A 21,486-nucleotide genomic window follows, 5' to 3' on the forward strand; every position below is an offset into this window, starting at 1 on the left:
CGCTTAAGCGCCGAGGAGGCTCACCGGAACGCCCGCGGAAAGCGAAGCGCCTGGAGCGCAAATCAACAGACAAGTTTAACAAAGCCATTGAATAAAAAATACAGATGGAGTAATAGTTTTACGTTGACTCCATCTTTATTTCTTTACCATTCCTTAGGCTCATAGTTTAAATCATGAAATAATTGCTTACGCTCTTTCTTTGATAAGTCTCTCCATTGCCCAACGGGAAGATTACCTAAATGAATATTCATAATTCGAGTTCGCTGCAGCCTATGGACTTCGTAACCAAGTGCTTCGCACATGCGACGAATTTGGCGGTTTAATCCTTGGGTTAAAATGATTTGAAACTCATAATTAGAAATCTGTACGACTTCACAAGGCAGCGTTTTAGTACCTAGAATTTTTACTCCTCCTGCCATTTGCTTTAAAAACTCAGGAGTGATTCGCTTATCTACTGTAACAATATATTCTTTTTCATGCTTATTTTCGGCACGCAAAATTTCATTTACTATATCTCCATCGTTTGTAAGGAGTATTAATCCATCTGAGTCTTTATCAAGCCGCCCTATATTAAAGATTCTTAAGGGATGGTTGACTAAATCAATGATATTTCCTTTAACGTGTTTTTCTGTTGTGCTAGTAATCCCTACAGGCTTATTTAAGGCGATATAGACATAATTACTTGCAACTCTTATCGGGTTTCCGCTAACACGTACATCATCCCCGGGCTCGACTTGGCTGCCTATTTTTGCAATCTTTCCATTAATAGTGACTCTTCCTTCACTAATTAATTTATCTGCTCCACGCCTAGATGTTTTTCCAGACTCGCTTATATATTTATTAATACGCATGTTATATACACCCTTAAAAAGATATTGTTATTTTAGAATACCCGATTTCCATGTTATTTTCAAAGACGAATCAAAACCTCTTTTTTATTCATCACGATGAACCTTATCATAAATAGGGGCGGTTTTTTTGGAACTTCCAATTCCATATATCCAATTACACATTCAACTATACAAGACTACTCACTTCAGCATAAGATGGCATATCCAGCTTTATCAAAAAGGAGGGGGAAAATATTTGAAAGTTATTCTCCTATCTGGTGGTTCCGGTCTCAGATTATGGCCTTTATCGAATACCACTAGATCTAAGCAATATCTAAATCTCCTTAAAAGTCCTATTCAAGGATACGAATCAATGATTCAGCGTGTTTGGCGGCAACTCAGTGAGGTTGATCTACAAAAACATACGTATCTTGCAGCAAACAAAGTTCAAAGTGAAAGTATACTTAACCAACTTGGAGAGGGCATTCGTCTAATTATTGAACCAGAACGAAGAGACACATTTCCTGCCGTTTCCCTGGCAGCGGCTTACCTTCATTCAGTTGAAAAGGTAGAGCAAAATGAGGTAATAACTGTTCTCCCAGTTGATCATCTTGTAGGAAATCATTTCTTTCATGTTTTAAAAGAACTTGAAAAAACAATTCAGCACTCCAATGCCGACATATTACTTTTAGGATTTCCCCCAACTGAGCCATCAGAAAAATATGGATATATTATTCCCGAAGAATTAGAAAATTGTTCTTTCCAAAAAGTAAAGTTTTTTGTTGAAAAGCCCGACAAGAATACAGCTGAAAAACTAATTGAAAATAATGCCCTTTGGAATTGCGGAGTTTTTGTATTCAAGCTGAAATATTTATTAGACCTGTTGGAAACAAAGGGTTATTCAACTGAATTCGACAAATTGGCAAATCAATACGATCAATTACCAAATATAAGCTTTGATTTTGAAGTAGTAGAAAAATGCAACAATATAATCGTAAAACCATTTAAAGGACATTGGAAGGACCTCGGAACTTGGAATGATCTAACCCAAGTTATGGAAACAAATGTTAAAGGAAGCGGTATAATTAGCGGAGATTCAACAAATGTCTATCTCATAAATGAATTAAATATTCCAGTGGTTATGAACGGAGTATCTAATGTGGTGTTAGCTGCAAGTCATGATGGAATCTTAATTTCACATATGGAAAAAAGTTCAGCAATTAAGCCCCTCGTTCAAAAGGTACAAGTTCGAACAATGGTTGAAGAAAAGCGGTGGGGTACCTATCGTGTACTGGATATTGAGACCCTACCAAATGGAAACAAGGTTTTAACCAAGTCGATTTTAATAAATGCCGGAGAAAACATTAGCTATCAAGCACATGTAAAACGAAGTGAAGTATGGACAATTACCTCAGGTATGGGCCTTTTTGTATTAGATGATAGAATGCGGAAGGTTACGGCTGGTGATGTACTTGTCATTCCTGTTGGTGCCAAGCATACGATAAAATCGTTAACGGAACTTCAATTGATAGAAGTTCAAATGGGGAGCGATTTGTTGGAAGAGGATATTATACGGATTTGCATGACATGGGAGGAAGTTGAAAGAATTTGTTTAAAGAATAATCAAAGAAATGGCGGGAATAACCATAATGAAGAGAATGAAAGTAGTGAACAGAAAAGAACATCATAATTGAATTTACAGCAGCCACTTTAATACACTTACACATGTAACTAAAATTGGCATATTATTATAAAAATTGATACAGGGAGAATAATAATGAATCTGTAAAAAAGGAGCAATATGCCATGCTGCCAAAGAAAATTATTGTATGCAATACAATCCATCCTTTCATGACAGGAGGAAGTGAGCTATTTACCAATAAACTTGTTGAGGAATTAAATAGAGCTGGACATAACGCAATCCTCGTTACTATGCCTTTCATCCTAAAGTTCAACAAAGAAAGCCTGGAGAAAACTTGTAAGCCATGGATTGACCTCAATCTTTCAAAGCTTGCAGATGTGGTAATTCCCCTTCGTTTCCCTACCTGGCTTGTCAATCATCCTAATAAAGTGGTATATCTCAACCATCAACTGAGAATAGCTTATGATTTATACGATAAGCCTTATGGGCCAAAACACAGTGAAATAGCCTTTGAGGCCTCTAAATATGTTGCCAAAATGGATCGTTCATTAGCAAATGCGAAGAAAATTTTTGCAGTATCAAAAAATGTGCAAAGCAGGTTAAAGCAATACAGCGGAATAGAAAGTGAGCTTCTCTATCACTCTCTTCCAAATGAAGAATTACATTACCCAGGAACATATGGTGATTATATTCTCAGTGTAGGACGCCTTGTACCAATGAAGCGAGTAGATTTATTAATAAAAGCGATGGCTCTTACAAAAACACCTGTTCGCTGTATGATTGTTGGTGAGGGTGCGGATCGTCCTAGACTGGAAAAGCTGATTGAAGATTTGAATGTTAAAAACAAGGTTGAGTTAACGGGATGGGTTCTTCCTGAGAGATTAATTGATTTATATGCCCATTCTCTTTGTTCCTTTTATGCGCCGGTTGACGAAGATTACGGACTTGTGACATTGGAATCTTTTAAGTCTGCAAAGCCGGTTATTACTACTCAAGATGCAGGGGGAGTATTAGAGTTTGTAAAGCATGATATAAATGGATGGGTTTTTCCGGAGGATGCAGAGATGTTTGCAAGGGCGATGGATACCCTTTATTTAAACCGTGAATTAGCATGTACCATGGGAAAAGCAGGTCTAGAATCAGTTGAACATATTAATTGGAAAAATTGTATCAAAAGATTAGAAGAATATTTTTAATTAGGATAAGGGGCCGCAAATAAATGGATGACATCATCTTGGAAGTACTTGCGGAATACGGAATTGCTCCCAATAAAATAACATTAATCCGTGAAAGAGAGAACCGATGTGTATGGAAAATATCGGGGGACAAAACAAACTATGCCTTAAAATTAGTCAGGCCCAAAATAGCGCGAATTGTTGCAAATGTAGGGGTTTATCTTTTCAACAGAGGGGTTCCGGTAATTACAGTTTTACCAACATTGAAAAATGATTTTTTCGTGCAACATAAAGACGTCTCTTTTGTCCTTTTTCCATGGTTTGAGGGGGAAGCAATCGATTACGATACACCTGGAACCATCAAAAAAATGAGTTCCCTGCTAGCCGACTTTCATGTAGCTTCAAGAGGCTATGAAGCAGCACGCAATCCAATAAAGAAAGAATATTTGAAGTATGCTATGGAAACTGAAAATATGAATAAAGTATATAAAGAATCAATCCATGATGATAGTCAAATGGTAAAAGTATTCTCAAGTCATTATGATTGGCTTCAGAAAAGATGCATTTGGGTAATAGAAAGACTTCCAGACATCTTGGCTGCTTCAGCAATATTTAACCCTGATTTATTATTAAGTCATGGAGACTATGCGCGAATTAACATTCTAAGCGATAAGAATGGAGATTGGAAAATCATTGACCTTGATACTGTTAGAATTTACCCTCCTATGACAGATGTATCAAAAATGATTACTTTAATAAATCACGACCTAGGCAATTGGGATTCAACAAGATATCAATTCATCTTGGAATGCTATAGAAAGATTCGCCCTTTATTTGAAGGGGAAGAGGAACTTCTTATGATCGATCAGTGCTTTCCCCACCAAGCAATTGATTTACTGATTAGTTATTATAATAAAAGCACAAGCAAAACCCTTGTAGAAGAATTAGAACGCTGTTTGGCTTCTGACCAAGAAAAATTGAAAGAGTTCCAGATTAATTTATAAAGAAGGCACCGTATCATAAATAGATGCGGTTATTTTTAAATGGCTACGAAGATTCATATTCATATACATTAAAATTAAGGAGCATGCCTTTTATAGATTAACAGGCATGCTCCTTTTTTATGGAACGATTTTCTCATTTTAGAACAGACTCCAGTGCCAAAGAGTCTTAATTAACCTGCTTCTTCAAAGTCTAAAACAGCAATATTGTTTTTACGAATTTTTGTTTGATAGAGTAGATATAGGATTCCGATCAGTGACCAGACTACTCCTCCAATCAGTGCATCGGCATGAAGGTTTGACCATAAAATACCTGTTAAAGCTGCCCCGATTAACGGCATAATCAAATAGGAGAAAATGTCCCTTGCTGTTTTATATTTCTGTTGTTTGATTACGAAATGGGCAATGACTGATAAATTAACGAATGTAAATGCAACCAACGCCCCAAAGTTGATCACCGAAGAAACTAACTCTAGGCTTGGGGAGATGGCTAACATGGAAATAGCACCTACAAGGACAACATTAAAGGCAGGTGTCCGAAATTTAGGATGGACATAGCCAAATAACTTTTTCGGAAGGACACCGTTTCGCCCCATCACATATAAAAGTCTCGCTACACTTGCATGGGAAGCAAGACCCGAGGCCGCAGTTGCAGCAAAGGCACCAGCAACAAGGAAAATTTTGAAAAGAGAGCCGCCAACATACAATGCAATTTCAGGTAATGTATCGTCTGTATTTTTGAAATTTGAAACATCTGGAAATAACGCTTGGGCGAAATAACCGGTGACAAAAAAGATCGCACCACCGATGAAGACCGTTAACATGATCGCTTTCGGCATGATTTTTGGATGGACTGCTTCCTCAGCGTACATTGTTACGGCATCAAAACCAATAAAGGAGAAACAAACGACTGTTGCACCGGTCAGAACAGCACTGAGATGAACATTTGCATGGAAAAGAGGTTCCGTTGTCAAAATCGTTCCTTGTCCCATTCCTTGAGAAAATTTAAAAAATGCGAGAACGACAAACACCACGATCAAAATAAGGGAGAAAACAACCAAAATGGAATTCAAGCTTGAGGTTTTTCCCATGCTCCATACATTTAATCCAGTACAGATTGCTACCCAAATGAGAACCCAAACCCATGCCGGGATACTTGGAAACATCGATACCATGTAGATTCGTATAATTAAAGCATTCACCATTGGAAGGAGGATATAATCCAGCAGTGCTGCCCAGCCGACTAAAAACCCCAAATAAGGATTCATTGTCTCCTTCGTATAGGTATAGGCCGATCCTGCACTTGGGAATACTTGTACCATTTTCCCATAACTAATCGCGGTAAACAGCATGACTACTAAAGCTGTAATGTAGGCTAGCGGAACAACCCCATTTGTTCCTTTAGAAACAATGCCAAACGTATCAAATGCAATCGTAGGGGTCATATACCCCAAGCCAAGTCCAACGATTGCCCATAATCCAAGCGAACGCTTAAGTGTAACATTCTCCACCTTTATAACTCCCCCTTATGCGCAACTACTATCTGTGAAGTACCTCCAAAATGTAAGTAGTTCCATTTATAATCATTATTCTTCAAAGATATAAATAAATTAAAAAGTCTTTTTGATTCAAACATAAATAGATTCCTCCTTTATAAAAATAAAACATTATTATTTAAAATATTCGCAATTTTCGTGCCAAATAAAAAAAACGAGAAAAAACCCTAAAATTCGACTGTCTTGCCCATTTCAAACTGCTTAAGGACGACAGTTTTTATGAACTTCTGCATAACATACTCTATTTTGCATAAATTTCCTTTTATCTCTTATATAAAAAAGAGGAACAGCAAAACTGTCCCTCTCATTTCTTGTTATAGTGTTGTTGTACTTTCTGCATCATCAAAATCAAAATCAGCTATTTTTACTTTAAAGAATTTCGTTTGGAATAATAAGTAGATAAACCCGAAGATATGATGGGATAACCTTACATAGAAGAGTTTTTTTAAAGCACATGAACCGTCCTGATGCCTCACCAAAAATAAAACAGGAATTCTTTGTTTTCGCTTGAATAATATATTAAATACGATTTGGGGGTATATTATGAATGAAAATAAGTTAAAGCATCTTGAGTTTATTCAGGGAGTAATCAATCGAATGGGGCAAAATTCCTTTTTATTGAAGGGGTGGACAGTTACTCTTGTCGCTGGGCTATTTGTTTTTGCCAATACCAAAGATACGGACTATAGATTCATTTCAATTGCATTCATACCCACTATTTTCTTTTGGCTTTTAGATGGTTATTTTCTTTGGCAGGAAAAGTTGTTCAGAAAACTTTATGATCACGTTAGAACAAAAGGCGAGGATGAGTCTATCGATTTTTCAATGAATGTGAAACCTTTTGAGCACGAAGTAAGCTTATGGATATCTATTTGCTTTTCGAATACATTAAGATTATTTTATCTTCCAATCATTGCTATTATCATCATTACCATGGTGTTTGCTTGTATTTATTAATTATGGTGGTAAATATAACAAAAAAGGGGAATAGATGGTATAATGAAAATATAAAATACATTGCTAAATTACACTTTTTGGAGGAGAAATGACTCGAATCAAACCAAGATTATTTATTGGATCTGCCAGAGAATCCGCTGAATATGTTGATGCAATTCATGAAGCACTTACTCATGTAGCTGAGGTTACTCCTTGGACAGCAGGTGCATTTCGCCCACTCGAATATAATATGGAAAGTCTTGAACGACAATTAGATGAAAATGACTTTGCAGTATTTGTATTTTCACCGGATGACGTTGTAAATATACGAGGTATCATTACATTTACAACCAGGGACAATACTCTGTTTGAAATGGGTTTATTCTGGGGAAGGCTAAGAAGAGGACGAGTGTTTTATATCATTCCTAGTGCAACAACGGAAAGTGAGGATGCACAGGGTTTTCGTTTACCTTCAGATCTGGACGGTCTTACTGTATTAAGGTACGAAATTCGCGGTGATCATAATCACGATGCTGCTGTTAATATAGCTTGCAGGGCTATAAAAAGAAAAATTGCTGAGTTAGGTGTCTTTCAGGATCCAGCAAAGCTCTTAGCGGAAGCTCAAGCAAACATGGAAAAAGATTATGCCTTAATTCGTATACTTCGAACCTTATCAAAACGTCTCCTAGTAGACCCATCCAAAAAGTTTGAATATCTACAAGAAGCTGTTCGAAACGCTTATAAAGCTCCAAATTCTTATTACGTTGAAGGAATAGGAGTTTGGAAAGCGGAGGGTAACGAGGGTCTGAAACAAATAGCTGGAAATGATGGTCAAGGGGATTTTTATCCATTTAATGTTAATGAAAATAGGCGAGAAACAGATAGAATCATCGTAATTGATTGTTTTTTACAGAGTAACGAGCTCGTTTTTCAAAAAAATAATACTGCCTTTGATAATACTTATGTACTATGTTATCCTATAGGAAATCAATTGGTTTTGACGGTTGCAATAACGGGAAGAAGAGCATTAAGTCAAAAAAAGATTGACGATATATTTCTCGATAATTACAACCTTTTAAGCACCATAAATAATATCTTTGGAGGTGCAACTTCATGAAAAGAACAGTGAAATCAAAAGTGGGCAAAAAGTCTTATAAGCTTGGAGAAACTGTTACGGGAGTAAGAGCTGTTTTGCCCTCCAATCACGGAAAAGAAGAATCAGGAATAGTTATTTATAAACGAAAAGCAGACTATCGAGAAGACCCGTATAAAAAGCGGGCTTAGGTATGGCTCCTGTTACGCCCCGATGTTTGTTAGATTTTTTCCATCTAGGATTAATTTTGCTTATTTCACCTCTAAGATCGAAAAGCTTTTATTATACCCCATCGTCGCGGTAAAGATTGAATGATATTTCAAGAAATAGCGCGTTACTTTCTAAAAAAACTCCTTAAAAAAACATCCACTCGGTTATTTTAGTCTCTTGAGTGGATGTTTAATATTATCTTTACATATCTCCGAGTATTAGCAAATTCTTTCGCAAATCCAGTATCTTCAATTTCATCGATCCGGACGCAAGTTAGGGGGGAATAGTTAATTTCCAACACCTACGGATAAACTCACAATAGACTTGGTGCTACAAATTGTAGTGCCAAGTCTATTTTTATTTTTTGCTTAATCAATCTAAAAGCATAGTTAAGTTTCCATCAGGTTATAGGGCACTATTCCTTAACATAACTGGAATAGTGCTTTTTTGATAATTTGCTAAACTGAAACCGCTGTAATAAATTGTTCAAATCTTTTTTACAAATATATGAATTAATGAACAATAAACTCTTAATTCAAGATAAATGGATTACAATAACATTGTAATCATATTTTAAAAATTATTTTCTTAAAAAAGGGGTGCTTCATATGTTTAACAGATTTCTAAGAGAAAATAAAGTTGCCGCAGCCATTCTTACTGTCTTACGTTTATATCTTGGATATGAGTGGATTACAGCTGGCTTCCACAAGCTTTCAGGCGGTTTTGATGCCACCGGCTATCTAAAAATGGTAGTCGCCAACCCGGTTAAAGGTCCTGATGGGAGTATCGTCTATGGTACTTATGTCGACTTCCTAAAACATTTTGCACTTCCAAATGCGCATCTTTTTAATACGATTATTCCATTAGGTGAATTCTTGGTAGGATTAGGATTAATTCTCGGCTGCTTAACAACAGCTGCCATGTTCTTCGGCTTACTGATGAACTTCTCTTATTTATTTGCAGGTACGGTATCAACTAACCCATTAGATATATTATTGGGTGTCATCATTCTTGCAGCGGGCTTCAACGCTGGACGTATCGGTCTTGACCGCTGGGTAATTCCTTTCATTCGCAAAATCGCTGCAAAAGAAAATAAACCTGCAAATCAGATAAAATACAGTGCATAACGCACAAAGAACCTCGCTCATACAGAGTGAGGTTCTTTTTATTTAGTAAAAACACCCATCCTAGTAATGTTTTGGATTTACTATAATTTAACCTTGTATTTACAATAACTTTTCAGTGCTAATGTAAAATCGAATTATGTCTATCAGAAGTAAGCTTAAGAAAGTATAAACATCAATGATGATCATGCTCTAAATTTACTTTATAAAAGGGGGACCGATTTCGGGTGGAGCTTTGCCCGAAAAACATATGAAACGATTGATTGATGCGACACTGAAACGTGCCATTTTGATGATCACTTTAATCGTCTTGATACTCCTTTGGGGTGGAATATCAGCATTCCAAATTCAACGAGATTACATGCCTGAAATTAATAATTCCACGCTTATGGTTACCGTAAGGGCAGACAATTACCAGGCGAATCAAGTAAAGACAATGATTACGGATCAGCTTCAAAAAGCAGTAAGTGTAGTAGATGGTCTGCAGAGTGTGGAGACAAACTCATTTAATGGCGGATCGATGCTTAGTCTTCATTTTTCAATGCAACATGATATGAAAAATGCCGAGGCACAGGTAACAAAAGCTCTGGAGGGAATTTCTCTGCCTGCTGATGTTCAAAAACCTTTAGTCACCCGGCTGAGCACTCATTCTCTTCCGATCATGAGAATTAGCTTGATGAGTGCGTCCCCCAATATTACGGAAAATACGCTTCGAACAGCGATACAAGAGGATGCTGTTAATCGCTTAAAAACAGTCCCAGGTGTACAAGATGTCCGGGTATCCGGGGGTGGAACGGCCGGATTTGCCGTTACCATCCGAAACAAGGACTTGCAAAATGCAGGGTTAACCGTAAATGATGTTAAACAATCTCTTGAAAAAAATTACACAACGGGATTCGACGGGAAGCTAACAAACAATCAGGTTACAATTCCACTCGAGGTTTCCGGTTATGATTTTAATCAACAAGATTTGAAAAATCTTCCTATTCACGGTCAAAATGGAAAAACGGTTCCGCTTTCTGCTGTTGCCGATATTTCAAACTCCATTGTGAACCTTGAGACCATTTCTCGAACGAACGGTGAGCCAAGTGTTCTGTTAGATGTTTTAAAAACTCCGTCCTCGAATATTACGGATGTGTCGGAACGAATTAAAAGCAAAATTAACGAGATTCCAGCTTTGCAACATAAGGATATAAAGGTTTCCATCATGTTTGATCAGGGTGCGCAGGTCAATCAATCATTGAAAGATCTTATCAAAGAGGGCTTGCTGGGCTGCTTATTTTCGATGATTTGTGTATTTCTGTTTTTCAGGAAAGTCCGCTCAACCTTATTAATCGCTCTTTCCTTGCCAATCTGTTTACTGGCGACAACCGGTTTATTAAAAACGATGGGAATCAGTCTTAATATTCTTACCGTTTCCGGACTTATTGTCGCGATGGGCAGGGTAGTTGATGATTCGATAGTTGTCCTAGATAATATGAACCGGAAAGTGCATGAGGCAAAAGGATGGAATAGCATTCAAATGGTAACACACGGTGTATTGGAAATGATTCCTGCAATTGTTTCTTCTACCGCTACAACCGTGGCCGTCTATGTTCCCATTGCCCTAGTTGGTGGACAAATCAGTGCCACTTTCTCAGGATTTGCCTGGTCGGTCGTCATTGCCCTGGTTGTTTCTCTATTTGTCTCCATTATGGTGGTGCCGACCCTTTACAACCTTTTTTGGAAAGGAAAACCGGATGCTGTCGAGGATCGTTTAGAACCATTCGCCCATAAAATGTTTACTTGGGTATTTAATCATAAAGGAAAAGTGGCTATTGTCACGCTAGGATTATTTTTACTGACTGCGGTAGGTGCAGCTTTTCTTCCAGTTAATTTTTTACCAACCGCCAATACAACAGGACAAGTCGGCGTTCGAGTTGAAATGCCACAGAATACATCCTTGACAGAAGTGGATGCGGATGTACAAAGATTAGAGGGCTTATTTAAGGCCAATCCAAAAATAGCCTCTTTTTCGTCGGGTCTTGGTTCCTCTTTTACACCTCAATCCGATGATGTTTTTGATGCAGGAGGAGGGTGGCTTCAACAACCGAACATTGCCAATTTGTCAATAACGGTTAAAAAAGGGGTCGATGTAAATGCCTTTATCCCGCAACTGCAGACCCAATTAAATGGATTGTCAAGTAAAGCGGTATATACGGTTTCAAATGCAAGCATAGCAGGCGATGATACACAGTTAAAAATCAATCTCACGGGAGCCGACAGTGATACGCTTGAAACAATGGCGAAAACCGTCCGCGACCAACTCAAACTCATTCCTGGACTGGCTGTGCAGGGAGCGGCGGATTCTGAAGATAAAACCACTCAGTATCAATTAACACTAAATCGGAATGCGATTGACTATAACGGGATTAAACTGGCAGATGTTCTTGACCGGATTCAAATGTATACCGCGGAGGGAACGAAAGGGTCCATCTCGATTAACCAGAATACCTTCCCAGTTGTCATCCATTCTGATGTGCAAAAAGGCAACACGAATGATATTTTTTCATTAATGGGTGCGGAGACCTTTTTAAATAAGTTTGGTCAAGAAATGCCTTTATCTCAGCTTTCACAAGTAACTTATTCAGGTGCGCCGGTGATTCAAGAGCAAGATGGCCATCCGTATGCTGCTGTGACAGCAAATATCACTTCCAATGATATTGAAAAGGTAACAAAAGAGGTCAAAACTACTCTGGCAAAAATGCCATTGCCAGAAAATGTGAAGGTTTCTTTCGCGGGTGCTCCGCAGCAGGTGTATGAAATGATTTATGAAATGGCGATTGCTTTATTCATTTCTGTGCTCCTGGTGCTCTTAATAATTAGTGTTGTTTTCCGTGGCTGGAAAGCTCCATTGTCGGTGTTAATGTGTATTCCGCTGGCGTTTATTGGATCGGTTATTAGCATGTTTATCTTTAGGCTGCAATGGAATCTAGCAGCGTTTATCGGCCTATTGATGCTTACAGGGATTGTGGTCACAAATGGAATTGTCCTTGTCGACAAAATCGAGAGGAACGTCAGGGGTGGAATAAAACTTGAGGAGGCTATCTTACGGGGAACGATCTCCCGTGTTCGTCCTATTTTGACAACGGCCTTCACAACTATTTTAACCATGATTCCGCTGGCTTTTTCCTCTAGCACCGATACTGTTATCTCGCAAACCCTTGGAATCGTGGTAATCGGAGGGCTGATTAGTTCAACCTTTATTAGTCTGTGCATGGTACCGATTTGTTACAATTGGATGCATCAACCCCGCCGTGTTCTTTTGTCAAAGCGGGTTAAAGTAGAACAAGAGGCGTAATTCCATATAAGAAAACCGTTCCTATAGTAAACGGACGGTTTTCTTATTTTTTTGCACTAAAAGAAAAAAAGGAACAATACTTATTAGACAAGGAGATGTTCCTCATTTCTCGCATCTACACCAGAAGAACGCTACAAAGCACTATTACGGAAACGGCCTTATCTTGTCGACCTCATCGCTCCAGATTGATCAAAGAAATACCATTTGCCACTAATGAAAGTCCAGCCCGTTTTCATTTCACCGCTGGGCTGAAGATAATACCTCTTACCGCCGGAAAGTAACCATCCTGTTTTCATAACTCCAGATTGATCAAGGTAGTACTTCTTACCGCCGGAAAGTAACCATCCTGTTTTCATAACTCCAGATTGATCAAGGTAGTACTTCTTACCGCCGGAAAGTAGCCATCCTGTTTTCATAACTCCAGATTGATCAAGGTAGTACCTTTTACCGCCGGAAAGTAGCCATCCTGTTTTCATAACTCCAGATTGATCAAGGTAGTACCTTTTACCACCGGAAAGTAGCCATCCTGTTTTCATAACTCCAGATTGATCAAGGAAATACCTTTTACCGCTATAATATAGCCAACCGGTTGTAGCTTTGCCATTAACATAATAGTACCGTTTTCCATTGGATATTACCCAACCATTGGTTCCATTGACAGTATAACCATTTGCTTTTGCAATAGCATCAAAACTGTTGCTGGAATAGGTAATGATTACAGGAGTATTCAATTGTACCTGGTCATAGAGCTGGCGGATTTCCGCATTATGCATCCGAACACAGCCCTGAGTTATATTTTTCCCAATGGAACTTTCATTACTAGTTCCATGGATCCCATATGTGTCACCGGATGTACCCCTTGTTTTTAATCCCATCCATCGGTCACCCAAAGGATTATGCGGGTCGCCACCGGGAATACCCCAAGCATAGTATGGTCGATTTTTAATCTTTGTGACAATCTGGAATGTACCTTCTGGAGTTTGGTTTCTTGATTTCCCTGTCGCAACACTATAAGTTCTTGCTAACTTGCCTGCATCATAGAATGCAAGTGTATTAGACTTTTTGTTTATGATAATCAGTTGTGAATTGCCTGCTGCTTCTGTTGGGACGTTTAAGAAAAAGATGCTGAATAATAGAACAAGAACAACCGATAACTTCCTCATTTATTTCTCCCCTAGTTGTTAGTTACAAATTAAAATATTATGTTACTAAAATATATTTTGTCATAATTCAGATAATAAATGTTTAAATTTTGATATTTTTGTAATAAAAAGTTTCTAGTTTCTAGAATCAAACCTGATTAATCATTCGAATTGAGCTGATTACGTAAAAGGACATTTATTGGAGCGTTTGCCAGGAGCAACGAGGAAGATGTTCAAAAGATTAATCTTATCATAAGTAAATGAGGTTTTTATCATTTACTATCAACAAAAAACAAAGGGTGAAAATCCTTTGTTTTTTTGTTGCCAGTCTGTATTCAGAACTTCCTCTGTTGGGGAATTGGATTGTAAATTATTTCAAAACACAAAGCATAGTTTTGTGATAATTGTTAAAAATATATGGGGTCTACATTTAATTAGGAGCTGAGCAGCATGTATGTATGGGTCCAAGTATATAATCCATTGAATAACATTTGGTTTTCAGCTATTATAGCAGCCATTCCTATAATCCTTTTTATTGTAATGCTGACAGTTTTTAAATTAAAAGGCTATATTGCGGGACTTTTCAGCATAATTGTAGCTGGAATTGTTGCAGTTTTTATCTACAAAATGCCTGCTATATTCGTTTTGATGTCTGCTGTCTTTGGAGTTTTAGCCGGTATATGGCCAGTAGCATCGATTGTATTTGCGGCAATTTTCCTTTATAAGATAACAGTAAAAACAGGCAAATTTACAATTATAGAAAATAGTATATCGTTTATTACAGCCGATCAACGATTGCAAGTTCTTATTGTATCATTCTCATTCGGTGCATTTTTGGAAGGAGCTGCAGGATTTGGAGCACCTGTTGCAATAACAGCAGCTATTTTAGTAGGACTTGGATTTAGTCCAATATATGCAGCCAGCCTTTGCTTGATTGCAAACATTGCCGGTGGTGCATATGGAGCAATGGGCATTCCTGTAACTGTCCCTGCATTACTTACAGGTTTAGACGCTCATGTAGTTGCAAGATATACGGCATATGTCATTCCCATATTAAGTATTGTAGTAGCATTCTTACTAATATTTATCATTGATGGGATGAAAGGAATTAGACAAACGTTCCCAGCCGCTTTAGTCAGTGGAATTTCATTTGGATTAACACAGGCAATTGTTCTAACCTTCTTAGGTGCTGAACTGGCAGACATCTTTGCTGCAATTGTTAGCCTATTAGCACTATCAGTATTTTTACAAGTATGGAAACCAAAAGAGATTTTCCGAGTAAGTAATGAGAACCACGGAGATAAACAGCTTAAGTACTCTTTAGGGGAAATTGCTTATGCTTGGCTGCCATTCGTATTTTTAACGATATTTGTTACTTTGTTTAATTTATCATTTTTTAAAAATTTATTTATCACAGGCGGTCCTTTAGAAAAGTTAGTGTTATTGCTGCCAATTCCGGGATTAAACAACTTAGTCATAAAGCATGTACCAATAGTACCGAAGGACACACCATATGCAGCAGTATTTAAATTAGATTTATTTTCATCTACTACAACAGCTATTGTCATTACGATTATTTTCGCAAGCATTCTCTTTCGCTGTAGCGGTAAACAACTGATGGCTATTACAAAAGAAACGGCGAAAGAATTATTTTCACCAGTCCTAACCATTTGTAGTGTACTTGCCTTTGCTTACATTTGTACTTACTCTGGTATGTCATCAACGCTTGGTTTAGCCTTTGCTTCCACAGGAGCAGTATTTCCATTATTCTCCCCAGTGTTAGGGTGGCTAGGAGTTTTTTTAACAGGCTCTGTTGTAAACAGCGGTTCCTTATTTGCACCACTTCAAGCTGTCACCGCTGCTCAAATTGGCATAGCACCTGAATCGATGGTTGCAGTCAATGTAATGGGTGGCACAATGGCTAAAATGATTTCGCCTCAATCTATCGCTGTTGCTGCAGCAGCAGTTGGTTTAGCCGGAAAAGAGAGTGAGTTATTTAAAGTGACAATTAAATATAGCTTATGTTTACTTGTTATAATTGGGATCATAAGTTGGTTGATATTTTAGTTTTTATCATTCGAAGAGTAATTGCAGGCAATTAAAAGGAAGGAGGATGTCCCAATAGTATAACTTTTAGTGGCACCTCCTTTTTATTAATGGTCTGTTAAACTTGTCTGTTGATTTCCGCTCCAGGCGTTCGCTTTCCGCGGGCGTGCCGGGGAGCCTCCTCGGCGCTTTGGCGCCTGCGGGGTCTCCCCTGCCCCGTACTCCCGCAGGAGTCGAACGCCTTCCGCTCCAATCAACATAGCGGAAAAATTATCATGAACTTTGTACTTATTGTGGTGCCTGGCATTTCTTATTTATTTACAACTAATGGTAGAATTTATCAATCCAAGCATCTCGGCAAAATCAAATGGAGCTTTTAGTCTCACACATTCAGCAAATTGAGAGACAAGCTTCAAAGTCTCAATACTTTGTACAGGATAGTGCCCTGCAGCGCTTTCTGCCGACAACATGACAGCATTCGTCCCATCCATTACAGCTTGAAATACATCCGTGACTTCTGCCCTTGTTGGTAATGGGGTTTCCACCATCGATTGCAGCATTTGTGTAGCAGTAATAACATAGGTATCCATCCGGTTACACTCACTTATCATCGCTTTTTGTAATAGTGGAATCCATTGGAAAGGAAGTTCGACACCAAGGTCACCCCGGGCAATCATCACAGCATCGGTCTCTTTACAAATTTCTTGAAAATTTCGGACTGCCTCCATCGTTTCAATTTTTGCCACTAACTGAGGAGTATGTCCTTGTTTAGACTCGATAAAATTTCGGACTTCTTTAATATGTGATGCCTTCCGGATAAATGAACAAGCAATGTAATCCATTTCCTCTTGTAAAAGGAATTCGATGTCCTGTTTATCTTTTTTAGTAATAGCAGGTAAACTCGTTATAACACCCGGAAGATTGACCCCTTTATGCGAAGATATTTCCCCACCTGTTTTAACAGTAGTGATAACTCCTCTTTGTTCCACATTAGTAACCAACAATTCTACCGCACCATCATTAATCAGTATTCGATTCTCTGGCTTTACATCATTAACTAAACCTTGATAATCAACACTTGCCTGTTTATTATCCCCAACCACTTCATCAATGAGAAGTGTAAAGGTCTGCCCAGATTTAAGTATGACTTTTTCATCTTTAACTTTCCCTAATCGGATTTTTGGACCTTGGAGGTCACCTAATAATTTGATTTTATGCCCAGTCTCTTCACTAAGTGATTTTATTAATCGAATAACACTATGATGACTCTCGTGGGTCCCATGGGAAAAATTCAATCGGGCGATCGTCATACCATGATGAATGAGGTCAGTAAGAACTTTTTTATCATTACTAGCAGGTCCAATGGTACAAATACGATTAATCGGCATAGTCATCACCTCCATAACATTCATTAACGGTTAGTTAATGATCCCTTTCTTCGTAATTTCTACCTGAATCGTAGGAACAAAATGCACTTTTTGATAGTTGCTACCCCAGTCTTTCTTCTGATTCTTCCAAATTTCAGGATGGAACGCCATAAGTTGTCTGCCAATACCTAATGCGTCGCAGCGGGCTTTTTGCATTTTATCAAGAGTTTCTTTTACTACTACAGTCATCTCTTTAGTAAGATACTGGTTTAATTGCGCTACCAGTTTTTTATCATATAAGCGATCTTTCGGATATTCTACAATACTCACTTTCCATTTTAAATTCAAATTAACCGTAATTTGATCACCCGATTGAATCAGTACTTTCATTTTTCGCTTTGATTTGTCTATATTAAAGCTCAAAAAATCATGACTGATTTGATGACCCTTCGGTTTACTTATTTTTCTTGTGAATCTCGCCGTTTTCCCTGGTTTGTTTTTCAAAAATAAATACATGGTAGATTCTTCAGGACTCAGTGTACCTGTGATTTGATGGTTATGAAACATAGCACCACGGGAAACATCCACCCGTTTCCCTTTTTTCTCAAGGTATGGAAGAACAAAATCTTCACCGGGGTCCATCAAAATAGGGTACATAGTTTCAACGCTCCCCTTGGGAACGGTAGTAGTCACTTCTTTACTCTTGATTAATTCATCAATTTCCTCTGCAATCAAAACATTCCCAACTTTTTTTAGGGCAAATAAATCTGCCGCCTTCCCTTTCACTACGCCGATCCTGGCGTTTAAGGAACTCTTAGGATCACGGTAAAAAACATCGAGGATCGGATAAATATCTTGTTTTGCCAGTTCTTCACCAATCAGAACAACCCGATTTTTATAAGCACGAAGATATCGTGATATCTGATCGTCTGCATTATCGCGGGCTTCCCTTGGAGTATTACCAACTGTTAAAATAATATCGTTTGTAGGATTTCCTTGTTCGCTAGCAGGCACGTCCCGTATGACAGTGGTCATGAGAATCTTGCTATTCGGTCCGAGATCATACCCTGCTCCATAAATCAAACGGGCATTCTTTAAAAGATCTTGATCCCAACAACCAGTCATGAACAGGAGGATGAAAACAGCTTCGCATAAAAAGCAGATCCTTTTCATCTGATTTCCGCCGCCCCTTTCCTAAGAAAGTACGCCAAACAGAGCAGGATTAATGGAAGTACAATAATTAATGAATAATGAGTAATCGCAACCATTCGATCATATAAGTCACTAATTGCTGGATCTTGGGCTATCAGACCCAAAATAAAGAGTATGAATAGAGCATAAGGGACGGCCTTTTTATGTTCGCCCCTGTGAAAGAAGTGACCAAACCCAACCGATGCCACGTATGTCCAAGCAACGAGGGAAGTAGTAACAACAAAGATCCATAACGATAAAAAGATCAAATCGATTCGATTAATAACCTGAAAGGAGAAACCTTTTAGCATGTAGAGGAGAGGTTCCGATACCTCAGGCATGACCGCCGGACTGAAAATGATTAAACTGGTAAACACTTCAAAAGTGTAAAAGAGGGTAACCACCATATTCGCTAAAGAAACTGCCTTTAATTTCCCGCCACTTTTCCCTTCAACAAATGGATAAATCACCAATATATTTTCATACCCAGTTAAAGGAAACAATGCATCATTCGCTCCTTTGATAATTTTCCCCCATCCTGCTTCTGTTATAGGAAAAATATAACTGAAGTTCATTCTGACATAACCCATCAAGGATAATATCACCATCACAAAGACCGTGAACGAAGAGAGGACAAACAGTCTGGCAATTACTCGAAGGTTTTCTTTTGCCAAATACATACAGGTAAGAAGAGTGAGAAGTAATAATGCCCATCTAGGTGTTTCTTGCAGCACCCACTTTCCTACGACATCGGCAAACTTCCCTAGAGCAGCTCCTGCAGAAAGCAGGTAATAGCCAATATAAGCAAAGCAAAGCAGATTTCCAAGAAATTTCCCAGTAATCTTCGGTAAGAAACTATATAGCGTATCGGAAGGAAATTGTTTGCAAAGAGCACAAAGAATCAAAATAATTATTTGTACGGCCAATCCGGCGATTAAAGCAGAAATCCACGCTCCCCCCTTGGCGCTTGCTTGCAGTTTATAAGGAAGCGATAAAATTCCTACCCCCACTTGGGACTGTATAACAAAAAACATGAGCTGTCCTTGAGTAATTTTATTCTTTTCCGGTATCATCCTGTTCCCACTCCCTTGAATTTCTTTCTTGATTCATCCTTTGTGGATGAGGATCATGGGGGCGTTGATTCAAGCTCCAGATAGGAAAACGAATAAATGTATCCTTCAAATCTTTAATTCGAAGAGGCATGACAGGCGCAAAATAGGCTGTACCAAAGCACTCTAATTTACATAAGTGAATTAAGACGAAAAGCATGCCAAACGTAATCCCGATTAAACCGAACATTGCAGCCAGGATCATGAGAGGGAACCCCAGAATGCGCATTGCAATACTTAATTCATGAGACGGTGCGACAAAAGAAGAAATAGCTGTTAGGGCGACAACAATTACCATTGGATATGAAATCAATCCAGCTCTTACAACCGATTCACCGATGACCAAGCCACCAACAATACCGATGGTTTGACCTACCCGGCTCGGCAAACGAACCCCTGCTTCACGCAGTACTTCTAATGTAAGCTGCATAAAAAATGCCTCCACAATAGGTGGGAATGGAACCCTGTCAATCGTACTTTTTACTGAAAAAATCAAATTTTCCGGGAGAATTTCAGGGTGAAAGCCAATAATCGCAATATATAAAGCAGGTATAAGAGTGGCGATGATAAAGCTCATCAAACGGATCAACCGTAGGAACGATCCGGAAATCCACCCGCTGTTATAATCACCCGGGCTTTGAAAAAAGGCAAAGAAAGTCACCGGTAAAATCAGGGCAGAGGGGTCTCCATCAGATAGAATAACGACGCGCCCTTCCATAAGGTGAGCTACAGCCCGATCCGGTCTTTCCGATAATAAGGTTTGCGGAAAGAGGGAAAATGAGTTATCTTGAATCATTTCGGCAATGAATCCAGGCGAAATCGTGGTGTCCATCGTAATAGAATCAATTCTATGATCCACTTCCATGATCAAATCCGGATTCGCCAGGTCCTGCATATAGAGAAGAGCTAATTTTGTTTTGGTTTCCTTTCCAATTTGGTAATAGCGAACAACTAGATTCGGATTTCGAATGCGCTTTCGAACGAGATATAGATTCGTCATGAGGTCCTCTATAAAACCATCATGAGCGCCGCGAATAACCCCTTCGTTCTCTGGCTCCAAAATACTCCGTTTATTAACTGCAGTTACATTGACAACAAAAGCCTCTCCTGTACCTTCGAATACCAATACGCAATTTCCTTGAATTAAGGCAAAGGGTACCTCGCTGAAATCCGTTTTTTTTGTAATTTCCAAAGAAGTAATGACTTTATCAACGGTTCCTTCTCTTTTTTCTTCTATAGGCTGGATGATCTCGTTTTGAATTCTTTGTAGATCAGTTAGGGATTCTATAAAGAAAATGAGACCATCCAACTGATTAAACCTAATGCTCCGCCATTTCAGATCATTTGAATGAAACAGTTGGTTTTCAATATATTCCTTATTTTTTTCTAAAGAAGAATAAACAGCCATTTCCATATGTGGTCTTTTTTCTGTCCGGTTGTTCGAAAACAATTTTCTGAAAAGATCCATCATTCTACTCCACCTAGGTTCAAGCCAATTTTTATTAATTTAACCATTAAAAGGAGCATTATTCTTTGATGCTGCAGATAAAATTGATAGATTTAATAAAAATAGAGGCTGTCCCAAAAGGTGTTAGGCATCACTATATGAACAAAGTTCATAATATTCTTCCGCTATGTTGATTGGAGCGGAAGGCGCTCGATCCTCGAAAATGCTATCGCATTTCCTTCGTGCGGTGTTGATTCAAAGATGATAATTCAACGTC

General features: G+C 38.4%; 16 protein-coding genes. 9 read left to right on the forward strand and 7 right to left on the reverse strand.

The genetic code is table 11. The features are described 5' to 3' along the window. Positions 1 to 143: 143 nt before the first annotated feature. Positions 144 to 851, reverse strand: a complete 708-nt coding sequence (rluF, locus tag BN1082_RS11830; protein WP_090634519.1) for a 23S rRNA pseudouridine(2604) synthase RluF — start codon at positions 849 to 851, stop codon at positions 144 to 146. A 235-nt stretch (positions 852 to 1,086) separates the two neighbouring features. Between rluF and BN1082_RS11835 the strand changes: the two genes are divergently transcribed. The 3 genes from BN1082_RS11835 to BN1082_RS11845 all read left to right on the forward strand — a co-directional run bounded on the left by BN1082_RS11835 (position 1,087) and on the right by BN1082_RS11845 (position 4,651). After that, complete coding sequence (locus tag BN1082_RS11835) at positions 1,087 to 2,520, forward strand: sugar phosphate nucleotidyltransferase (protein ID WP_090634522.1); 1,434 nt, start codon at positions 1,087 to 1,089, stop codon at positions 2,518 to 2,520. Between the two features lie 116 nt (positions 2,521 to 2,636). Continuing rightward, on the forward strand, positions 2,637 to 3,668 hold the full coding sequence (locus BN1082_RS11840) for a glycosyltransferase family 4 protein (RefSeq protein WP_090634524.1): 1,032 nt from the start codon (positions 2,637 to 2,639) through the stop codon (positions 3,666 to 3,668). A gap of 23 nt (positions 3,669 to 3,691) precedes the next feature. Beyond that, positions 3,692 to 4,651 (forward strand): phosphotransferase, encoded by a 960-nt coding sequence (locus BN1082_RS11845; protein WP_090634525.1) that lies wholly within the window; start codon positions 3,692 to 3,694, stop codon positions 4,649 to 4,651. 170 nt (positions 4,652 to 4,821) lie between these two features. Here the strand turns inward: BN1082_RS11845 and BN1082_RS11850 are convergent, their stop codons facing one another. Next, positions 4,822 to 6,159 (reverse strand): APC family permease, encoded by a 1,338-nt coding sequence (locus BN1082_RS11850; protein ID WP_090634527.1) that lies wholly within the window; start codon positions 6,157 to 6,159, stop codon positions 4,822 to 4,824. Positions 6,160 to 6,747: 588 nt separating this feature from the next. Here BN1082_RS11850 and BN1082_RS11855 point away from each other — a divergent pair. From BN1082_RS11855 to BN1082_RS11870, 5 genes are all read left to right on the forward strand, one after another. Continuing rightward, on the forward strand, positions 6,748 to 7,161 hold the full coding sequence (locus tag BN1082_RS11855) for a hypothetical protein (protein ID WP_090634529.1): 414 nt from the start codon (positions 6,748 to 6,750) through the stop codon (positions 7,159 to 7,161). Positions 7,162 to 7,249: 88 nt separating this feature from the next. After that, positions 7,250 to 8,257: a TIR domain-containing protein gene (locus tag BN1082_RS11860; RefSeq protein ID WP_090634531.1), complete on the forward strand. Its 1,008-nt coding sequence runs from the start codon at positions 7,250 to 7,252 to the stop codon at positions 8,255 to 8,257. Beyond that, positions 8,254 to 8,424, forward strand: a complete 171-nt coding sequence (locus BN1082_RS27455) for a hypothetical protein (RefSeq protein WP_176699747.1) — start codon at positions 8,254 to 8,256, stop codon at positions 8,422 to 8,424. The genes BN1082_RS11860 and BN1082_RS27455 overlap by 4 nt, the downstream gene beginning before the upstream one ends. Before the next feature lie 627 nt (positions 8,425 to 9,051). After that, on the forward strand, positions 9,052 to 9,570 hold the full coding sequence (locus BN1082_RS11865) for a DoxX family protein (RefSeq protein ID WP_090634533.1): 519 nt from the start codon (positions 9,052 to 9,054) through the stop codon (positions 9,568 to 9,570). Positions 9,571 to 9,817: 247 nt separating this feature from the next. Next, positions 9,818 to 12,907 (forward strand): efflux RND transporter permease subunit, encoded by a 3,090-nt coding sequence (locus BN1082_RS11870; RefSeq protein WP_090634535.1) that lies wholly within the window; start codon positions 9,818 to 9,820, stop codon positions 12,905 to 12,907. A 158-nt stretch (positions 12,908 to 13,065) separates the two neighbouring features. Here the strand turns inward: BN1082_RS11870 and BN1082_RS28175 are convergent, their stop codons facing one another. Then, positions 13,066 to 14,070 (reverse strand): N-acetylmuramoyl-L-alanine amidase family protein, encoded by a 1,005-nt coding sequence (locus tag BN1082_RS28175; RefSeq protein ID WP_090634536.1) that lies wholly within the window; start codon positions 14,068 to 14,070, stop codon positions 13,066 to 13,068. A 429-nt stretch (positions 14,071 to 14,499) separates the two neighbouring features. Between BN1082_RS28175 and BN1082_RS11880 the strand changes: the two genes are divergently transcribed. Continuing rightward, positions 14,500 to 16,116, forward strand: a complete 1,617-nt coding sequence (locus BN1082_RS11880) for a lactate permease LctP family transporter (RefSeq protein ID WP_090634538.1) — start codon at positions 14,500 to 14,502, stop codon at positions 16,114 to 16,116. A 293-nt stretch (positions 16,117 to 16,409) separates the two neighbouring features. Here the strand turns inward: BN1082_RS11880 and BN1082_RS11885 are convergent, their stop codons facing one another. From BN1082_RS11885 to BN1082_RS11900, 4 genes are read right to left on the reverse strand one after another with little or no spacing between them, the layout of a single operon-like run. Next, the gene (locus BN1082_RS11885; protein WP_090634540.1) at positions 16,410 to 17,483 is read right to left on the reverse strand and encodes a pyruvate kinase; all 1,074 of its coding nucleotides are present in this window, start codon (positions 17,481 to 17,483) and stop codon (positions 16,410 to 16,412) included. A gap of 30 nt (positions 17,484 to 17,513) precedes the next feature. After that, positions 17,514 to 18,635, reverse strand: a complete 1,122-nt coding sequence (locus BN1082_RS11890) for a Ger(x)C family spore germination protein (RefSeq protein ID WP_090634542.1) — start codon at positions 18,633 to 18,635, stop codon at positions 17,514 to 17,516. Beyond that, on the reverse strand, positions 18,632 to 19,726 hold the full coding sequence (locus BN1082_RS11895) for a GerAB/ArcD/ProY family transporter (protein WP_090634544.1): 1,095 nt from the start codon (positions 19,724 to 19,726) through the stop codon (positions 18,632 to 18,634). The genes BN1082_RS11890 and BN1082_RS11895 overlap by 4 nt, the downstream gene beginning before the upstream one ends. Then, complete coding sequence (locus BN1082_RS11900; RefSeq protein WP_425412149.1) at positions 19,707 to 21,230, reverse strand: spore germination protein; 1,524 nt, start codon at positions 21,228 to 21,230, stop codon at positions 19,707 to 19,709. Before BN1082_RS11900 ends, BN1082_RS11895 begins: the two co-directional genes overlap by 20 nt. Positions 21,231 to 21,486 lie beyond the last annotated feature (256 nt).

The sequence above is a fragment of the Neobacillus massiliamazoniensis genome (assembly GCF_001048695.1).
Taxonomy (GTDB): domain Bacteria; phylum Bacillota; class Bacilli; order Bacillales; family Cytobacillaceae; genus Neobacillus; species Neobacillus massiliamazoniensis.